10 protein-coding genes are annotated in these 15,023 nt (G+C 73.2%); 7 read left to right on the forward strand and 3 right to left on the reverse strand.

What is annotated here, in order from left to right; translation table 11 throughout:
- The first annotated feature begins 131 nt into the window (after positions 1 to 131).
- On the forward strand, positions 132 to 908 hold the full coding sequence (locus tag PUR56_RS28675; RefSeq protein WP_443034583.1) for an SACE_7040 family transcriptional regulator: 777 nt from the start codon (positions 132 to 134) through the stop codon (positions 906 to 908).
- A 480-nt stretch (positions 909 to 1,388) separates the two neighbouring features.
- The gene (locus PUR56_RS28680; protein WP_329951069.1) at positions 1,389 to 5,309 is read left to right on the forward strand and encodes an ABC transporter ATP-binding protein; all 3,921 of its coding nucleotides are present in this window, start codon (positions 1,389 to 1,391) and stop codon (positions 5,307 to 5,309) included.
- Positions 5,310 to 5,405: 96 nt separating this feature from the next.
- On the opposite strand, the gene PUR56_RS28685 is transcribed toward PUR56_RS28680, so the two are convergent.
- On the reverse strand, positions 5,406 to 6,416 hold the full coding sequence (locus PUR56_RS28685; RefSeq protein WP_329883734.1) for an ATP-grasp domain-containing protein: 1,011 nt from the start codon (positions 6,414 to 6,416) through the stop codon (positions 5,406 to 5,408).
- A 159-nt stretch (positions 6,417 to 6,575) separates the two neighbouring features.
- Here PUR56_RS28685 and PUR56_RS28690 point away from each other — a divergent pair, with 159 nt between their 5' ends.
- The gene (locus tag PUR56_RS28690; protein WP_329883735.1) at positions 6,576 to 7,112 is read left to right on the forward strand and encodes an NUDIX hydrolase; all 537 of its coding nucleotides are present in this window, start codon (positions 6,576 to 6,578) and stop codon (positions 7,110 to 7,112) included.
- An 18-nt stretch (positions 7,113 to 7,130) separates the two neighbouring features.
- On the opposite strand, the gene PUR56_RS28695 is transcribed toward PUR56_RS28690, so the two are convergent.
- On the reverse strand, positions 7,131 to 8,306 hold the full coding sequence (locus PUR56_RS28695; RefSeq protein ID WP_329951064.1) for a hypothetical protein: 1,176 nt from the start codon (positions 8,304 to 8,306) through the stop codon (positions 7,131 to 7,133).
- Positions 8,307 to 8,509: 203 nt separating this feature from the next.
- A complete protein-coding gene (locus tag PUR56_RS28700) occupies positions 8,510 to 9,631 on the reverse strand; it encodes an ABC transporter substrate-binding protein (protein ID WP_329951065.1) in 1,122 nt (373 codons plus the stop codon).
- Positions 9,632 to 9,910: 279 nt separating this feature from the next.
- Between PUR56_RS28700 and PUR56_RS28705 the strand changes: the two genes are divergently transcribed.
- The 4 genes from PUR56_RS28705 (at position 9,911) to PUR56_RS28720 (ending at position 14,571) form a co-directional block, all read left to right on the forward strand.
- On the forward strand, positions 9,911 to 11,527 hold the full coding sequence (locus PUR56_RS28705; RefSeq protein ID WP_443034584.1) for an APC family permease: 1,617 nt from the start codon (positions 9,911 to 9,913) through the stop codon (positions 11,525 to 11,527).
- Between the two features lie 174 nt (positions 11,528 to 11,701).
- Positions 11,702 to 12,766 (forward strand): tryptophan--tRNA ligase, encoded by a 1,065-nt coding sequence (gene trpS, locus PUR56_RS28710; protein WP_329951066.1) that lies wholly within the window; start codon positions 11,702 to 11,704, stop codon positions 12,764 to 12,766.
- A 93-nt stretch (positions 12,767 to 12,859) separates the two neighbouring features.
- Complete coding sequence (locus tag PUR56_RS28715) at positions 12,860 to 13,831, forward strand: S66 peptidase family protein (RefSeq protein WP_329951067.1); 972 nt, start codon at positions 12,860 to 12,862, stop codon at positions 13,829 to 13,831.
- Positions 13,832 to 13,881: 50 nt separating this feature from the next.
- Positions 13,882 to 14,571 (forward strand): nucleoside/nucleotide kinase family protein, encoded by a 690-nt coding sequence (locus PUR56_RS28720; protein WP_329883741.1) that lies wholly within the window; start codon positions 13,882 to 13,884, stop codon positions 14,569 to 14,571.
- Positions 14,572 to 15,023 lie beyond the last annotated feature (452 nt).

Here is a 15,023-nt window from a genome sequence, read left to right on the forward strand (position 1 = left end):
AGAGCTCCCTTGCCCTCGGTGGCAGGTGGGCCGGCAGAGCCTGGTGAGCCTGCGGCCCCCACACGTTAATGAACGTTAACTTCTGTCGCCCAGGTTAACGACCGATAACCCCACTGTCTACGATGGGCCTCATGTCGAACGCCCCATCCGCCTCAGGGCTCCCGCGCCGCGACCAGATCCGGAAGGAGGCCGCGAGGCTGTTCGCCGCCCGCGGCTTCCTCGGTGTCGGGGTGGACGAGATCGGCAAGGCCGTCGGCATCAGCGGCCCCGGGCTCTACCGGCACTTCGCGGGCAAGGACGCGATGCTCGCCGACCTGCTGATCGGCATCAGCGAGCGACTCCTTGAGGAAGGGCGCCGCCGAGCGGGTGGCAGTGACGGTCCGGCCGCGGCACTGGACGCGCTGATCGGCAGGCACGTGGACTTCGCGCTCGACGACCGCGACCTGATCACCCTGCACGACCGGGAGCTGCTGAACCTCCGGACGGAGGACCGCCGGACGGTCCGCCGGCTCCAGCGCGGCTACGTGGAGCTCTGGGTGGACGTGGTCCGCCAGGCCTACCCGTCGCTCGCGGCCCCGGCGGCGGAGCCGGTCGCCCGCGCGGCCGTGCACGCCGTCTTCGGGCTGATCAACTCGACCCCGCACAGCCTCGGCCCGAGCCCCGCCCAGGACGAGCGGGCCGGACTCCAGCGCGACGCGATGGCCGCGCTGCTGCACAGCCTCGCGCACGGCGCCTTCGCGGCCGCCGCCGGAGCGGTCGCCGCGGGCGCCGTCGTGGCCACCGGCGGCCACGAGAGTGCCGATTCCGCCGCCGTCGCGCCCGCGGCGGCGGACGCGCCCGCCGACGTTGCCACGACCACCGCCACCGCCGCCGCCCCCGTCGCCGACACCGTCGTGCCGCAGGACTGAGCTCCGACTCGTGCCGTCGGGGTCGGCCGACAGCCCTAGGACCAATGGCGGTGCGCCCGCTGCGTCGGCGGGAGGTGGGCATTCCGCGCGCGGTCGGCGACCCTGGTAGAGGGCGCGGAGGGCGGGCCGACGCGGGAATCACCGCAGGTTGCGGGCTGTTGGTTCCTCCGCCGGGCCGGGAATCCCGGCTCGCCCCGGCCTGAAATCCATGGCGGCCACCCGACGAAATGGTTAGCATCCCTAAATATGCCTGAGACTCACGGATCTACGGTGGAGCTTTCCCCGAGCGGCACCCGAACCGGCTCCCGGGGCGCGGCCGGCACGACCGGCGGCGCACGGGGCGACACGAGCACGTCGAACGGCACCGGGAACGCCGGGCCGAACCCGGCCCCCGGCCCGGACGAAGGACCGGGCGGTCCCGACCGCCCCGCCGGCGCGGAGGACGCCGAGGGCGCCGAGGGGCAGGGTTGGCTCCGACGGCTGCTCGGCTACTGCTGGCGGTCGCGGCGCAGCGTGCTGCTGGCCTTCGGCGCCTCGCTCGTCGGCATGGCCGTCACCGCCCTGGTGCCGCTGGTCACCAAGCTGATCATCGACGACGTCATCACCTCGCACACCCGCTCGCTGGCACCGTGGGCGGGCGTCCTGCTGCTGGCCGCCGCCGTGGTGTTCGGCTGCACACAGGTGCGCCGCTACTACGGCGGGCAGCTGGCCCTGGACGTCCAGCACGACATGCGCAGCGACCTCTTCCGCTCGCTCGGCCGACTGGACGGCCACCGGCAGGACCGGCTGGACACCGGGCAGGTGGTCGGCCGCGCCACCTCCGACCTCCAGCTGATCAACGGGCTGCTCTCGATGCTGCCCATGATGACCGGCTACCTCGTCATGTTCGTCATGTCGTTGGGCGTGATGATCTGGCTCTCGCCTCCGCTCACCCTGATCGCCCTGGTGATGGGCCCGTTGCTCTGGTGGATCTCGGTGCTCAGCCGGAAGCGGCTGTTCCCGTCCACCTGGGCCGCCCAGCAGGAGGCGGCCGCCGTCGCGGGCGTGGTCGACGAGGCGATCGGCGGCGTGCGGGTGGTCAAGGGCTTCGGGCAGGAGGCCCAGGAGCTGGACAAGCTGGAGACGGCCTCGCGCCGCCTCTTCGCGGCCCGGCTGCGCTCGATCCGACTGAACAGCCGCTACAACCCGGCGATGCAGGCGATCCCGGCGCTGGCCCAGGTCGCCGTGCTGGCCTTCGGCGGCTGGCTGGCGGTCGACGGCCGTGTCACGCTCGGCACCTTCGTCGCCTTCTCCACGTACGTGGCGCAGATGACCGGTCCGGTGCGGATGCTGACCATGGTCATCACGGTCGGCCAGCAGGCCAGGGCGGGCGTCGAGCGGGTGCTCCAGCTGGTCGACGAGCGCCCGCTGGTCCGCGAGCGGCCGGACGCGGTCACCCTCGACCTCGCCGCGGAGGCCGCCGCTCCCGGGAGCGACGCCCCCGGGAGCGCCGTCGCGGGGACGGCCGGCGGCCCGCCCGCCGTCGGCCCCCGCGCCGCCGACGTGGCTCTGGAGTTCGACGGGGTCGAGTTCCGTTACGACCCCGAGCACCCGGCACCCGTCCTGCACGGGCTCAGCCTCAGGCTCGCCCCCGGCGAGACGCTGGCGCTGGTCGGCGCGTCGGGCTCCGGCAAGTCCACGGTGGCGCAGCTGGTGCCGAGGTTCTACGACCCGGCGGCCGGCGCCGTCCGCCTCTACGGCCACGACCTGCGGGACCTGACGCTCGACTCGGTCCGGGCGGCCGTCGGCATCGTGCCCGAGGAGAGCTTCCTCTTCTCCGAGACGGTCCGTACCAACATCGCCTACGGCCGGCCGGACGCCACCGACGAGCAGGTCGTGGCCGCCGCCCGGGCGGCCCAGGCGGACGAGTTCGTCCGACAGCTGCCCGCCGGTTACGAGACCAAGGTCGGCGAGCAGGGGCTCACTCTTTCCGGCGGCCAGCGCCAGCGGATCGCCCTGGCCCGCGCGATCCTCACCGACCCGCGCATCCTGCTGCTGGACGACGCCACCTCGGCGGTCGATCCGCAGATCGAGGCCGAGATCCACGACGCGCTGCGTTCGGTGATGGCGGGCCGGACCACCCTGCTGATCGCCCACCGACGCTCCACCCTCCAGCTGGCCGACCGGATCGCGATCCTGGAGCACGGCCGTCTGCTGGACATCGGGACGCACGAGGAACTCGACGCCCGATGTCCGCAGTACCGAGCCCTGATCTCCGACCCCGAGGCCGGTCGGACCGCGTCCGCGACCGCGACCGCCGCACCGGAGGCTCCCGGAACACCGCAGACCGCCGAGGCCGTCGGCACCGCCGCCGTGGTTGAGCCCGCCGGGGCCCGGACCGGGGCCGGGACGCGAGCCGTACCCGACGCCGAAGCCGTACCCGACGCCGACGGTCGGCGTCGGACCGAGGCCCCCGTGATGCCCACCCCGGCCCTGACCAAGGCGGTCCGCACCGCGGCCCCCGATCTGGTGGCCCGGGTCGCCGCCCTCCCGCCGGCCACCGACACCCCGGCGGTGTCCCGGGGCGAGGCCGAGACCGGCGACCCGGATTTCTCCCTCCGCCGCCTGCTCCGCCCCTTCCGCGCCCCGCTCGCCCTCGCCCTGCTGCTGGTCACCCTGGACGCGGGGGCCGGGCTGGTCCTGCCGATCCTGATCCGCCACGGCATCGACGACGGCGTCAGCAAGGCGATGCTGTCCGGCGTCGCCGTCGCCGCACTCACCGCGCTGGCGATCGTCCTGCTGGACTGGCTGGTCCAGGGCGCCGAGAGCCGGGTCAGCGGCCGGACCGGCGAGCGGGTGCTCTACACCCTGCGGCTCAAGATCTTCGCCCACCTCAACCGGCTCGGCCTGGACTACTACGAGCGCGAGCTCTCCGGCCGGATCATGACCCGGATGACCACCGACCTCGACTCGCTCACCTCGTTCCTCCAGACCGGCGTGGTCACGGCCGTGGTCAGCCTGCTGACGTTCCTCGGCATCTTCGCCGCCCTGCTGGTCATCGACGCCGGGCTGGCCCTGGTGGTCTTCGCGGTGCTGCCGCTGCTGATCGTCGCGACCCTGGTCTTCCGCAGGAAGTCCAAGGCCCAGTACGAGATCTCCCGGGACCTGATCAGCACCGTCAACGCGGATCTCCAGGAGAACGTGGCGGGCATGCGGATCGTCCAGGCGTTCCGTCGGCTGGACACCAACACCGACCGGTTCGTCGCCCGGGGCATGGCCTACCGGGAGGCCCGGGTGCGGGCCCAGTTCTACATCTCGCTGTACTTCCCGTTCGTCCAGTTCCTCTCCAGCGTGGCCGCCGCGCTGGTGCTGATCGTCGGTGCGTCGCGGGTCGAGTCCGGGACGCTGACCGTCGGCGCCCTGGTGGCGTACCTGCTCTACATCGACCTCTTCTTCGCACCGGTCAACCAGCTCTCCCAGGTGTTCGACGGCTACCAGCAGGCGGCCGTGGGCCTGGGCCGGATCCGCGAGCTGCTGCGCACCCCGACCAGCACCGCGCAGGCGGCCGACCCGGTGCCGGTCCCGGGCGGGCTCCGCGGCGAGATCGAGTTCGACGGCGTCGGCTTCGCCTACAACGGTGGCGCGGACGGCGCCCCGGACGTCCTCTCCGGCGTGAACCTGCGGATCCCCGCCGGCCAGACGGTGGCGCTCGTCGGCGAGACGGGGGCCGGCAAGTCGACCCTGGTCAAGCTGGTCGCCCGGTTCTACGACGCGACGACCGGCACGGTGCGGGTGGACGGCATCGACCTGACCCGGTACGACCTGGCGCAGTACCGCCACCGGCTCGGCGTGGTGCCGCAGGAGGCGTACCTCTTCGCCGGGACGGTGCGCGAGGCGATCGCGTACGGCCGGCCCACGGCCTCGGCGTCCGAGGTCGAGGCGGCGGCCCGGGCCGTCGGCGCGCACGAGATGATCCTCCGGCTGACGGGCGGCTACGACCACGAGGTCACCGGGCGCGGACGAAACCTTTCGGCGGGGCAGCGCCAGCTGATCGCGCTGGCCCGGGCGGAACTGGTCGGCCCGGACATCCTGCTGCTGGACGAGGCCACCGCGGCCCTCGACCTGGCCACCGAGGCCGCGGTGAACCACGCCGCGGACCGGCTCAGCGGCGGCCGTACCGCGCTCGTCATCGCGCACCGCCTGACCACCGCCGAGCGCGCCGACCGGGTCGTCGTGCTGGACCACGGCCGGGTGGTCGAGGACGGTACGCACGCCGAACTGCTCGCCCTCGGCGGCGTGTACACCCGGCTCTGGCAGGCGTTCGTCGCGGACAGGCACCACGGGCAGGACCTTCACGACGGCCTTCGAGACGGCCTTCAGGAGGGCCGTCCGGCGCCGGTGCCCGGTACGGCCGTCGGCTAGCCGTCCGGTCCGGACGGGCGGCAGGGCCATCGCCCGGACCGGGGCCCTGCCGCCCGGTCCGGGCGGGGCCGCGTCCGGGCGGCGTCCGCGCCGTCCTCAGGCCGCGAGCAGCGCGACCAGCAGCCCGGACGCGTCGACCCCCCGGGGCAGGTCGCTCACCTGCCCGTCACCGACCTCGACCACGCGCCAGCCGGAACCGTCGGCCCGGTGGGCGAGGTCGGTGGTGACGAAACGGCAGCCGAGGGCCCGCACCAGGGGCCGGACCACGTCGAGGTCAGGGTCGGCCGCGCAGCCGGGCGTGTCGGGGTGCGGCCCGACCAGGACGGGCTCTCCGTCCAGCCACCACACCCGGGCCTCCACCGCGCGGCCCCTGCCGCCCTCGCCACGCGGGCCGTCCGCATCCGTGTCCCCGACGGCACCCGCGCCCCCGACCGGATCCGCGCCGTCGCCGCCCCCGCCCGACGGTCCGTCATCCCGGTCGTCCGGTCGGTCCGTCGAGGCCCGGGCGAACTCCTCGTACCGCCGCAGCACCACACCCCCGGCCAGGAACTCGCCCTGCAGCTCCACGAACCGGTCCACCACCCGGGCCACCCCCGGAAGGTCCGCCAACTCGGGGACGTAGCAGGCTTCGTGCCACTCGTGCTTGCGTGACTTCACGTAGTCCTTGACGATCGCCGGACCGCGCCCGCCGAGCCGTGTGACGGCCGCCGCCAACTGCTCGGGCCCCGGCGGCACCGACGCCGAGGCAGGCAGCCAGACGCTGGTCGGCGTCGCTCCCTCGAACACGCGGTACCAGCCCGGAAGTTCGTGCGCCGAGGCGTACCCGGGCGGGCTGGTCAGCAGATGGGCGCCGCGCTCGGCCAGGGCGGTGGCGAAGGTGGCGTAGCGATCGGCGGGCAGCATCCACCCCCGGTACCAGAACGGGCCGAGGCCTCCGGGCACCCGGCCCACCGCCGCCCGGGCGTCACCGGCGAGCAGGGCGTCGTGGTCGACGAGATGGTGCTCGCCGCCCAGCCCGCGCAGCAGCCGCGCCTCCCAGGCGAAGTGCGGATCGGGGCGGCGCGGGTCGAGCGGGTCGGCCGGGAGGAGGAACGCGGGTGCGGGCATGGGCGCCAGGCTACGTGCGCCGACTGTTCGTCGGCCCGTCAACACCCCACCGCCGCCCGGTCGACGGGCCGAACGGGCTCGTCCCGGACGGGGTCGGCATCGGGCCGGCACCGGACAATCCGCTCGACGGCCGACCGGGCCCGCTGCGAGAGTGACCCGATGCGAAACCTGTGGCGAAACGTGAGAAGGACCCCGCGACGCGCGGCCCGTACGGTGGTCCTGGACGAGCAGGGTTCGGTCTTCCTCCTCCGCTCGGACAACAGCGAGGTCGGCGTGCACTGGACCATGCCGGGCGGCGGCATCGAGCCCGGTGAGACGCCGCACACGGGCGCGCGGCGCGAGCTGTGGGAGGAGACCGGCTGGACCGACCTCGAACCCGGCCCGCTGCTCTGCACCTGGGAGCACGACTTCACCTGGCACGGCACTCCCGTCCGCCAGCACGAGCACATCTACCTCACGAGCGGCCCGCACCGGGGCCCCGTCGGTGACGTCAGCGCGATGCACGCCGCCGACATGATCCTCGACTGGCGCTGGTGGACCCCGGCCGATCTCGCCGACGAGAACGCCGACGCGCTCTGGCCGCCGCGGCTTCCCGAGCTGCTGTCGGCCGTGCGGGAGGGCTGGCTCGCCGACCGGCGGGAACCGGAGCCGGTCGACCTCGGCTACGTCCCGAACGCCGGGTCGGTCGTCAGCTGAGCCTGCGGGGGGCTCCGGTCAGGGTTGTCGACGCCCGCCGCGTCGGCCCTGCCGCCCGGTCGGACCGGCCTGCCAGTCCCGGAGTTCCAGCTCCCGGTCGTGGAGGGCGCCGGGGTTGATCACGACGGAGAGCGGCGTGTCGGCCAGCTGCTCGTAGGCGAGCCCGGTGGCCGCCAGCAGGTGCTCGGTCGGTACCGAGACGGCGATGGCGGGCCGCCACGCGGGCAGGATCACCAGGCAGGTCCCGCGACCGAGACGGACCAGTTCCGCCGAGGCCCGGAGGGTCGGCCGTTCCTCGGGGCGGCCGGCGGTCTCCGGCAGGTTCGGGGTGCCGCCGATCAGGATGCCCAGCGGCGTTTCGGCGGCGGGCGCCGGTGGAGCGGACTCACCGGTGGGCCCGGCTCCGGCCCTGGCGTCGCCGGAGGCGGTCGGGAGGTCCGTCGCCTGCCGCGTTCGCGCGCGGTTCGCCCGCGCCGGGCCCGCACCGGCCGGCTGCGGGTGCATCCGACGCAGCCGGCGGGAGGGCGAAGGGCGCCGGGTGGCGGCGGTCCGCAGCTCCTCCTGGGCCGCGCGCAGCACGGGGACGGTCCGGTCCTCGACCGTCGGCGGCTGCTGGAGCCGGACGAACACCACGCCGCCCGTCCCGACGGGCTGCGCCCCGGTCCGGTCCGTCCCGACGGCTTCCGTGGTGACGGCTTCCGTCCCGGTCGCGTCCGTCCCGGCCGGGTTGGGAATGTCCGGGTGGCCCGCACCGGTGGGGTCGTGGCCGTACTCCTCGGCCGGCGGCGTGCGGTCCGCCTCCGCCGGTCGGCGGTGGGTGACGGCGGGGCCGGCCGGCGCGGGCACCTGCCCCTGCGCGGCCTGCGGACCCTCGCCCGGTCCGGTCCGGACCCGGGCCACCGGCGCCCCCTCACCTGCGGGGCCGCCCCGGCCGGAGCCGCCGGCGCCGGACCCGTCGTCGTCGGCCGCCCCGCCGCGCGGCCGCGGCACCGAGCCGTCCCGGGCGGCTCCGGCCCCGGTGCCACCGACCGGTGCACAGTCCGTTCCCGCCGCCGCGATCGAGCAGCGCGTGGCACCGCCCTCCACGGTGGGTCGCGGCGATGCCGGTGCTGCGGTCAGGGGCCGCTCGCCGGCCGTACGCGCTGGCGCGTCGGTCGGGGAGCGGTCGGCGGTGGTCTGGTCGAGCGTGGTCATCGGCACGGGCCCTTCGGGGTACGGTCCGGATGATCCTCCCGCACCCTGCGACCAGCTCCAAGCGCCTTTCCGTCCGCTGTGGGCGAGGACGCCGTCCCGGCCCGCCCGCACGGCGCCATGACGGCACGTCAGGCGTCGGTCGGACGGGCCGGGACGGCAGGAGCCGGCTCCGGGCGTCGGCCGCCGGAGGCGGGGTCCGGGGCTCAGGCCCCGGGTGCGACGAAGCCCTTCAGCTCGGTCAGGACGACGTTGGCCGCGGCCACACCGAGGCCGAGGAACCAGGTCTCGTCGGAGACCGGCCGGGCCTGGCCGGACTTGACCGCACCGAGGGTCTTCCAGAGCGCGCCGCCGAGAACCGCGTCCTGGTTGGTGGAGCTGGGCGAGCCGTAGACGCCGTAGAAGATCCAGTCGGCGTCGGCCTTGTCGATCTGCTCGGGGCTGATCTCCACCGCGAGTTCCTTGACCTGCTCGATCCCGGGCTGCGGCAGCCCGATGTCACCGAGGATGGTGCCGATGAAGGACAGCTCCGCGTACAGCCGGATCTTGCCGGGCATGAAGCGCATCGGCGTGATCGTGGGCCGCTTGTCGCCGAGACCGGAGCCGATCGCGGCGGCGGCGGCCTGGTAGGCGTCCAGCTGGGCCCTGGCCTCCGCCTCCAGGCCGAACGGGCTCGCGTTGAGCAGGAAGTTCTGCTTCCAGGGGTAGCCGGGACGCAGCGAGAAGACGGTCGGGGCGACCTTCGAGAGCTGTGCGTACTGGTCCTGGGCGCGCAGCTGGCTGCCGAGGATCAGGTCGGGCTTGAGCTCGGCGATGGCCTCCAGGTTGAGGCTGTTGATGGTGCCCACGGCGGCGGGGCTGCCGGCCTTGGCCTTGAGGTAGGACGGCATGGTCTTGGAACCGTCGGTGTGGACCACGCCGACCGGCTGGATGCCGAGCGAGACGACGTTGTCGAGCTCGCCGGTGTCCAGTACGACGACCCGGACGGGCTTGGCGGGGACGACCGTCTCGCCCATCGCGTGGCGGACGGTCCGCGGGTAGACGCCGGGCGCGGCGTCGGTGCCGAAGCTCTTCATCTTCTCGATCACGGTGGCGTAGTCGTCGCCGCCCTGCTTGACCGACTTCTGGTCCGGGGAGGAGCCGCCGGACGGCTTCGCGCCGCCCCCTGCCGCGCCGCCGCCCGAGCCGTCTCCGGAGCCCCCGGAGCTGCCGCAGGCGGTGAGCAGCCCGCCGAGGCCGAGCACGGCGCTGCCGGTGAGGCTCACGGTGAGCAGCTTCCGGCGGGAGGGGCGGGGGACGACGGTCTGGTTGCCGGAGGTGGGGGCCACGCGGCGCTCCTTCGAGGTCGGGGGATTAGGTGAGGCAAACCTATCCGAAGGCCCCGATTCCTCCCGCTCGAACCCCTTTCGGGCGGCGGCAGAACATCTCAAACCATGACATAAGCGGCAAATCAATTCGATAACAACCCTTAGAAATAAAGGTACACGCCCCTGCGTCCCATGTATCGGGCGGCATCGGATGCCACGCCCTGGTGAATCGAAGGGAGTGGCTCAGATCACCAGGGGTTGGCCTACTCAACCTTCGGTACCCCCACCTAGGGTGCGCTGGTGGTCGATCAGCAGCTCTCAGAGCACGGAAGCAGCGGACGGGCAACGGCGCCCACCGCTCCGCAGGGTGCCCCGGTCAGTGGCGCCAGTGGTGGAGCCCCCGACCCGGGGGCGGCGGGGGCAACGGGGGACAAGGGCCTACGGGGCAACTCGGTCGGCCTGCTGGGCAGCGTGGTCCTGGGCATCTCGACGGTCGCCCCGGTCTACTGCCTCACGGCGACGCTCGGTCCCACCGTGACCGCCGTCGGCGTCCAGATGCCCGCGGTGTTCCTGGCCGGCTTCCTGCCGATGCTGCTCGTCGCGTTCGCGTACAAGGAGCTGAACAAGGACTTCCCGGACTGCGGAACGTCCTTCACCTGGACGGTCAAGGCCTTCGGCCCGCGGGTCGGCTGGATGGCCGGCTGGGGCCTGACGGTGGCCACCATCATCGTGCTCTCCAACCTGGCCGGCGTGGCGACCGACTTCCTCTACCTGATGCTCGGCGAGATGACCGGCAACAGCGCGGTCGCGGAGCTGAACGACAACAAGGCCGTCCACCTGCTCACGGTGGTCGTCCTGATCGCCGCCGCCACCGCGATGAGCTACCGGGGCATGACCGCCACCAAGTGGTTCCAGTACAGCCTGGTCGGCCTCCAGCTCGCGGTGCTGCTCCTCTTCGCCGGCATCGCCGTCGCCAAGGCCGCGGCCGGTGACCTGCCGGACTCGATCGGCTTCTCCGCCTCCTGGCTCAACCCGCTGGAAGTGAGCTCGTTCAGCGCGTTCACCGCGGGCCTCTCGCTGTCGATCTTCATGTACTGGGGCTGGGACACCTGCCTCACCATGAACGAGGAGACCAGCGGCAGCGCCAAGACCCCGGGCCGGGCCGCGATGATCTCGATGGTGACCCTGGTCGGCTCGTACCTGCTGGTCGCGATCGCCTCCCAGATGTTCGCCGGCGTCGGCGCCGCCGGTACCGGTCTGGGCAACCCGGACACCGCCGACAACGTCTTCGCCGCCCTGGCCCGCCCGGTGCTCGGCTCGCCGTGGAGCATCCTGCTGTTCCTCGCCGTCGTCGCCAGTGCGGCCGCGAGCCTGCAGACCACGTTCATCCCGGTCGCCCGCACCCTGCTCGCCATGAGCGCCTACCGGGCCGTCCCGCCGCGCTTCGGCACCGTCCACCCGCGCTTCCGCACCCCCGGCTACGCCACGGTCGCCGCCGGCGTCGCCACCGCCGCCTTCTACGTCGGCATGAGCGTGATCAGCGAGAACGTCGTCCAGGACACCATCCTGGCCCTCGGCCTGATGATCTGCTTCTACTACGCGCTGACCGCCTTCGCCTGCGTCCGGTACTTCCGCCGCTCGCTCCGCAACGGTCCGCGCGACCTCCTGGTCAAGGGGGTCGCCCCGCTGCTCGGCGGCGTGCTGCTCGCCGCCGTCTTCCTGCAGACCCTCACCGACGCCTGGGACCCGGAGTACGGCAGCGGCGCCGTGTTCGGCATCGGCTCGGTGTTCGTCATCGGCGTCGGCATCCTGCTGCTCGGCGCGGTGCTGATGTTCTCGTACGGCGCGTACCGGCCGGAGTTCTTCCGCGGCGAGACGCTGCGCAAGGACACGCCCGCCCTCGTCGTGGAGGACTGACGCTATCCTCGAACGCATGAAGCGCTTCGCAGGTCTCGACTGGTGGCCGTCCTAGGACGGCCACCAGCCACGCCTGACCAGGGCCGTCCGGGATGGACGGCCCTGTCGCGTTTCCCCGACGGGACGGGCCCGGAGCCCCGGACGGCCGCATCACGCCGTACCGAGGAGAACCCCGTGACCACCGCCGTTTCCACCACCGTCTCCGCCGCCACAGCTCCCGCCCTCGACGGGAGCGCCGCCGCCGACCCGGGCGCCCACCGCGTCCTGACCGGTGACCGCCCCACCGGCCCGCTCCACCTCGGCCACTACTTCGGCACCCTGCGCAACCGGGTCCGCCTCCAGGCCCGGGGCGCCGAGATGTTCGTCGTCATCGCCGACTACCAGGTCATCACCGACCGGGACACCGCCGACCGGCTCGCCGAGCACACCGAGAACCTCGTCCTCGACTACCTCGCCACCGGCCTCGACCCCGAGCGCGCCACGATCTTCGCGCACAGCGCGGTCCCCGCCCTCAACCAGCTGCTGCTGCCGTTCCTCAGCCTGGTCAGCGTCGCCGAGCTGAGCCGCAACCCCACGGTCAAGGACGAGATCGCCCATTCCGACCAGTCCGCTGTCAACGGCCTCATGTTCACCTACCCCGTCCACCAGGCCGCCGACATCCTCTTCTGCAAGGCCGACCTCGTCCCCGTCGGACAGGACCAGCTGCCTCACCTGGAGGTCGCCCGCACCGTCGCCCGCCGCTTCAACGAGCGCTACCCGCACGCCGACGGCAGCGCCGTCTTCCCCACGCCCCGCCCCCTTCTCTCCGACACCCCGCTGCTGCTCGGCACCGACGGCGGCAAGATGAGCAAGAGCCGCGGCAACGCCGTCCCGCTCTCCGCCGACGAGGACACCACCGCCCGCCTGATCAAGGGAGCCCGGACCGACGCCGACCGCCGGATCACCTACGACCCGGTCACCCGCCCCGGGGTCTCGGGCCTCGTCCTGCTCGCCGCCCTCTGCCGGGACCGGGCGCCGGAGGAGATCGCCGAGGAGATCGGCGACGGCGGCGCCGCCGCGCTCAAGCGCACCGTGACCGAGGCCGTCAACGAACACCTCCGCCCGATCCGCGCCCGCCGCGCCGCGCTCGCCGCCGACCGCGGCCACCTCCGGCAGGTCCTGCGTGACGGCGCCGAGCGCGCCAATGCCGTCGCCGACGCCACCCTCGACGAGGTCAGGACCGTGATGGGGTCGGTGTGAAGGTGTGAGGGCATAACCTCTCGGGGTGGCTCCGCCGGGGCCGCCCCGAGAGCACGACACCCTCCCCGCCCCCACCCCGGAAGGAGCCAGGCCATGGACCAGTTCCCGACCACGCCGGGCCGAGGCCTGACCCGTCCGCCGCAGCTCCGCCCCGGGGACCACGTCGTGGTGGTCGCCCCCAGCGGCCCCGTCGATCCGCAGCGGCTCACCGCCGGCAGCGCACTCCTGCGGTCCTGGGGTTTGCGGGTCACCGTCGCGCCGCACGTCCTCGACACCCACCCCGTGCTCGGTCACCTCGCCGGCACCGACGCCGACCGCGCCGCCGACCTGCAGAACGCCTGGCTCGACCCCACCGTCGACGCCGTCATCTGCGCCCGAGGCGGCTACGGGGTCCACCGCATGGTCGACCTGCTGGACTGGGAGGCCATGCGGGCCGTCCGGCCCAAGGTGCTGATCGGCTTCAGTGACGTCACCTCCCTGCAGGAGGCCTTCGCCCGGCGCCTCGGCCTCGCCACCCTCTACGGGCCGATGAGCGCCACGGCCTCCTTCATCACCGACGGCCCGACCGCCGAGCACCTGCGCCGCACCCTCTTCGACCCCGCGGCCACCACGGTCGTCACCGCCCCCGGCGCCGGTCCGCTCGTTCCGGGCCGCGCCCGCGGCATCACCGCGGGCGGCTGCACCCACGTGCTCGCCGCCGAGCGCGGCACGCCCGCCGCCCGCCCCTCGTTCGCCGGGAACATCCTGATCCTGGAGGACGTCAACGAGCACCCCTACCAGCTGGACCGGATCCTCACCCAGTTCCTGCGCTCGGGCGCCTTCGAGGGCGTCGCCGGAATCGCCCTCGGCTCCTGGGAGGGCTGCGGACCGCTCGACCGCGTCCGCGACGTCATGCTCGACCGGCTCGGCCCGCTGGGCGTACCGGTCCTCTGGGAGCTGGGCTTCGGCCACTGCCCGTCGACCCTGACGGTCCCCCTCGGCGTGCCCGCGCTGCTCGACGCCGATACCGGCACGCTCACCCTGGAACTGCCCGCCCTCGCCGAACGGCCGCTCCTCGACCGCTGACGCCGAGGAAGGCGGAGACTGCGCCACGGACGGGTGAGTAGGGTGCGCCCATGAACGCGGACAGCCCCACAGCGGACAGCCTCACCGCTCTCGCCCTCGGCCTCCTGCACGGTCCGGGCAGTCACCCGCGCGCCATCCTCGGACTGTCCGGCCCGCCCGGTGCCGGCAAGTCCACCCTGGCCCGGCACCTGGTCGCCGAGGTCGAACGCCGTGAGGGTCCGGGCAGCGCGGCCTACCTCCCGCTCGACGGCTTCCACCTCTCCGGCGCCCAGCTCGACCGCCTGGGCCTGGGCCACCGCAAGGGTGCGCCGGCCACCTTCGACGCCCACGGGTACGTCGCCCTGCTGCGCCGGGTCACCACCGAGCGCTTCCAGGACATCTACGTCCCCGACTTCGACCGCGGCCTGGACGAGCCGGTGGCGGCCCGCCACGTCGTCCGACCGCACACCCGCCTGGTCGTCACCGAGGGGAACTACCTCGCCGCCGGAGACCACCCCTGGCCGGAGGCCCGCGGGCTGCTCCACGAACTCTGGTACGTGGACACCGACGACGCCGAGCGCGAGCGGCGTCTCCTCGACCGCCACCGCGACGCGGGCCGCGACGAGGCCGCCGCCCGCCACTGGGTCACCACCAACGACCACCCCAACGGCGAGTACGTGAAGACCGGGCGTCCGCTCTGCACACGCGTCGTCCGGGGGACGGGTTTGCCTTCGGAGCAGATCGGGCGTAGTGTTCTCTAGTCGCTCGGCAGGGAGAACCGGACACGCATCAGCGCGGACGGTCCCGGAGTGGCCAATCCTCTGAAACACCACCTCTTCCTGATTCGGGCCGAGGCGTGTCGTCTTTGTTTCGATGCGTTCCGGCCAGGGTTTATTAGGCGTGCCCATTTCCGGGGATTGCGGCCGGATTCGCTTTTCGGAGCGGGGTTCGGCTAGAGTTTGAAACGTCGGACGGGGCGTCAAGCCGCAGAAGACACCAGCGAGTTGGACGAACGAAGCGCCGGAAACGGAGTGGAAAACGTCTGGTAAGCTGGAAGCACGAAAGAACGAAGCGCCCGGAGGGCCGGTGTGAAAGCCGCCTGAAGGAAGTGTCCGTTCCTTGAGAACTCAACAGCGTGCCAAAAGTCAACGCCAGATATGTTGACATCCCCGGCCTCGGACTTGTTTCGGGGTTGGAGATTCCTTTTGAAGTA

The sequence above is a fragment of the Streptomyces sp. BE303 genome, assembly GCF_036290945.1.
In the GTDB taxonomy this organism is placed as follows: Bacteria; Actinomycetota; Actinomycetes; order Streptomycetales; family Streptomycetaceae; genus Kitasatospora.

Bases quoted from the DNA above. Each gene is read 5' to 3' on its own strand.
- PUR56_RS28685 (WP_329883734.1), bottom strand. From the start codon at position 6,416: ATGCCCGCACCCGCGTTCCTCCTCCCGGCCGACCCGCTCGACCCGCGC.
- PUR56_RS28675 (WP_443034583.1), top strand. From the start codon at position 132: ATGTCGAACGCCCCATCCGCCTCAGGGCTCCCGCGCCGCGACCAGATC.
- PUR56_RS28715 (WP_329951067.1), top strand. From the start codon at position 12,860: ATGGACCAGTTCCCGACCACGCCGGGCCGAGGCCTGACCCGTCCGCCG.
- PUR56_RS28690 (WP_329883735.1), top strand. From the start codon at position 6,576: ATGCGAAACCTGTGGCGAAACGTGAGAAGGACCCCGCGACGCGCGGCC.
- PUR56_RS28695 (WP_329951064.1), bottom strand. From the start codon at position 8,306: ATGACCACGCTCGACCAGACCACCGCCGACCGCTCCCCGACCGACGCG.
- PUR56_RS28720 (WP_329883741.1), top strand. From the start codon at position 13,882: ATGAACGCGGACAGCCCCACAGCGGACAGCCTCACCGCTCTCGCCCTC.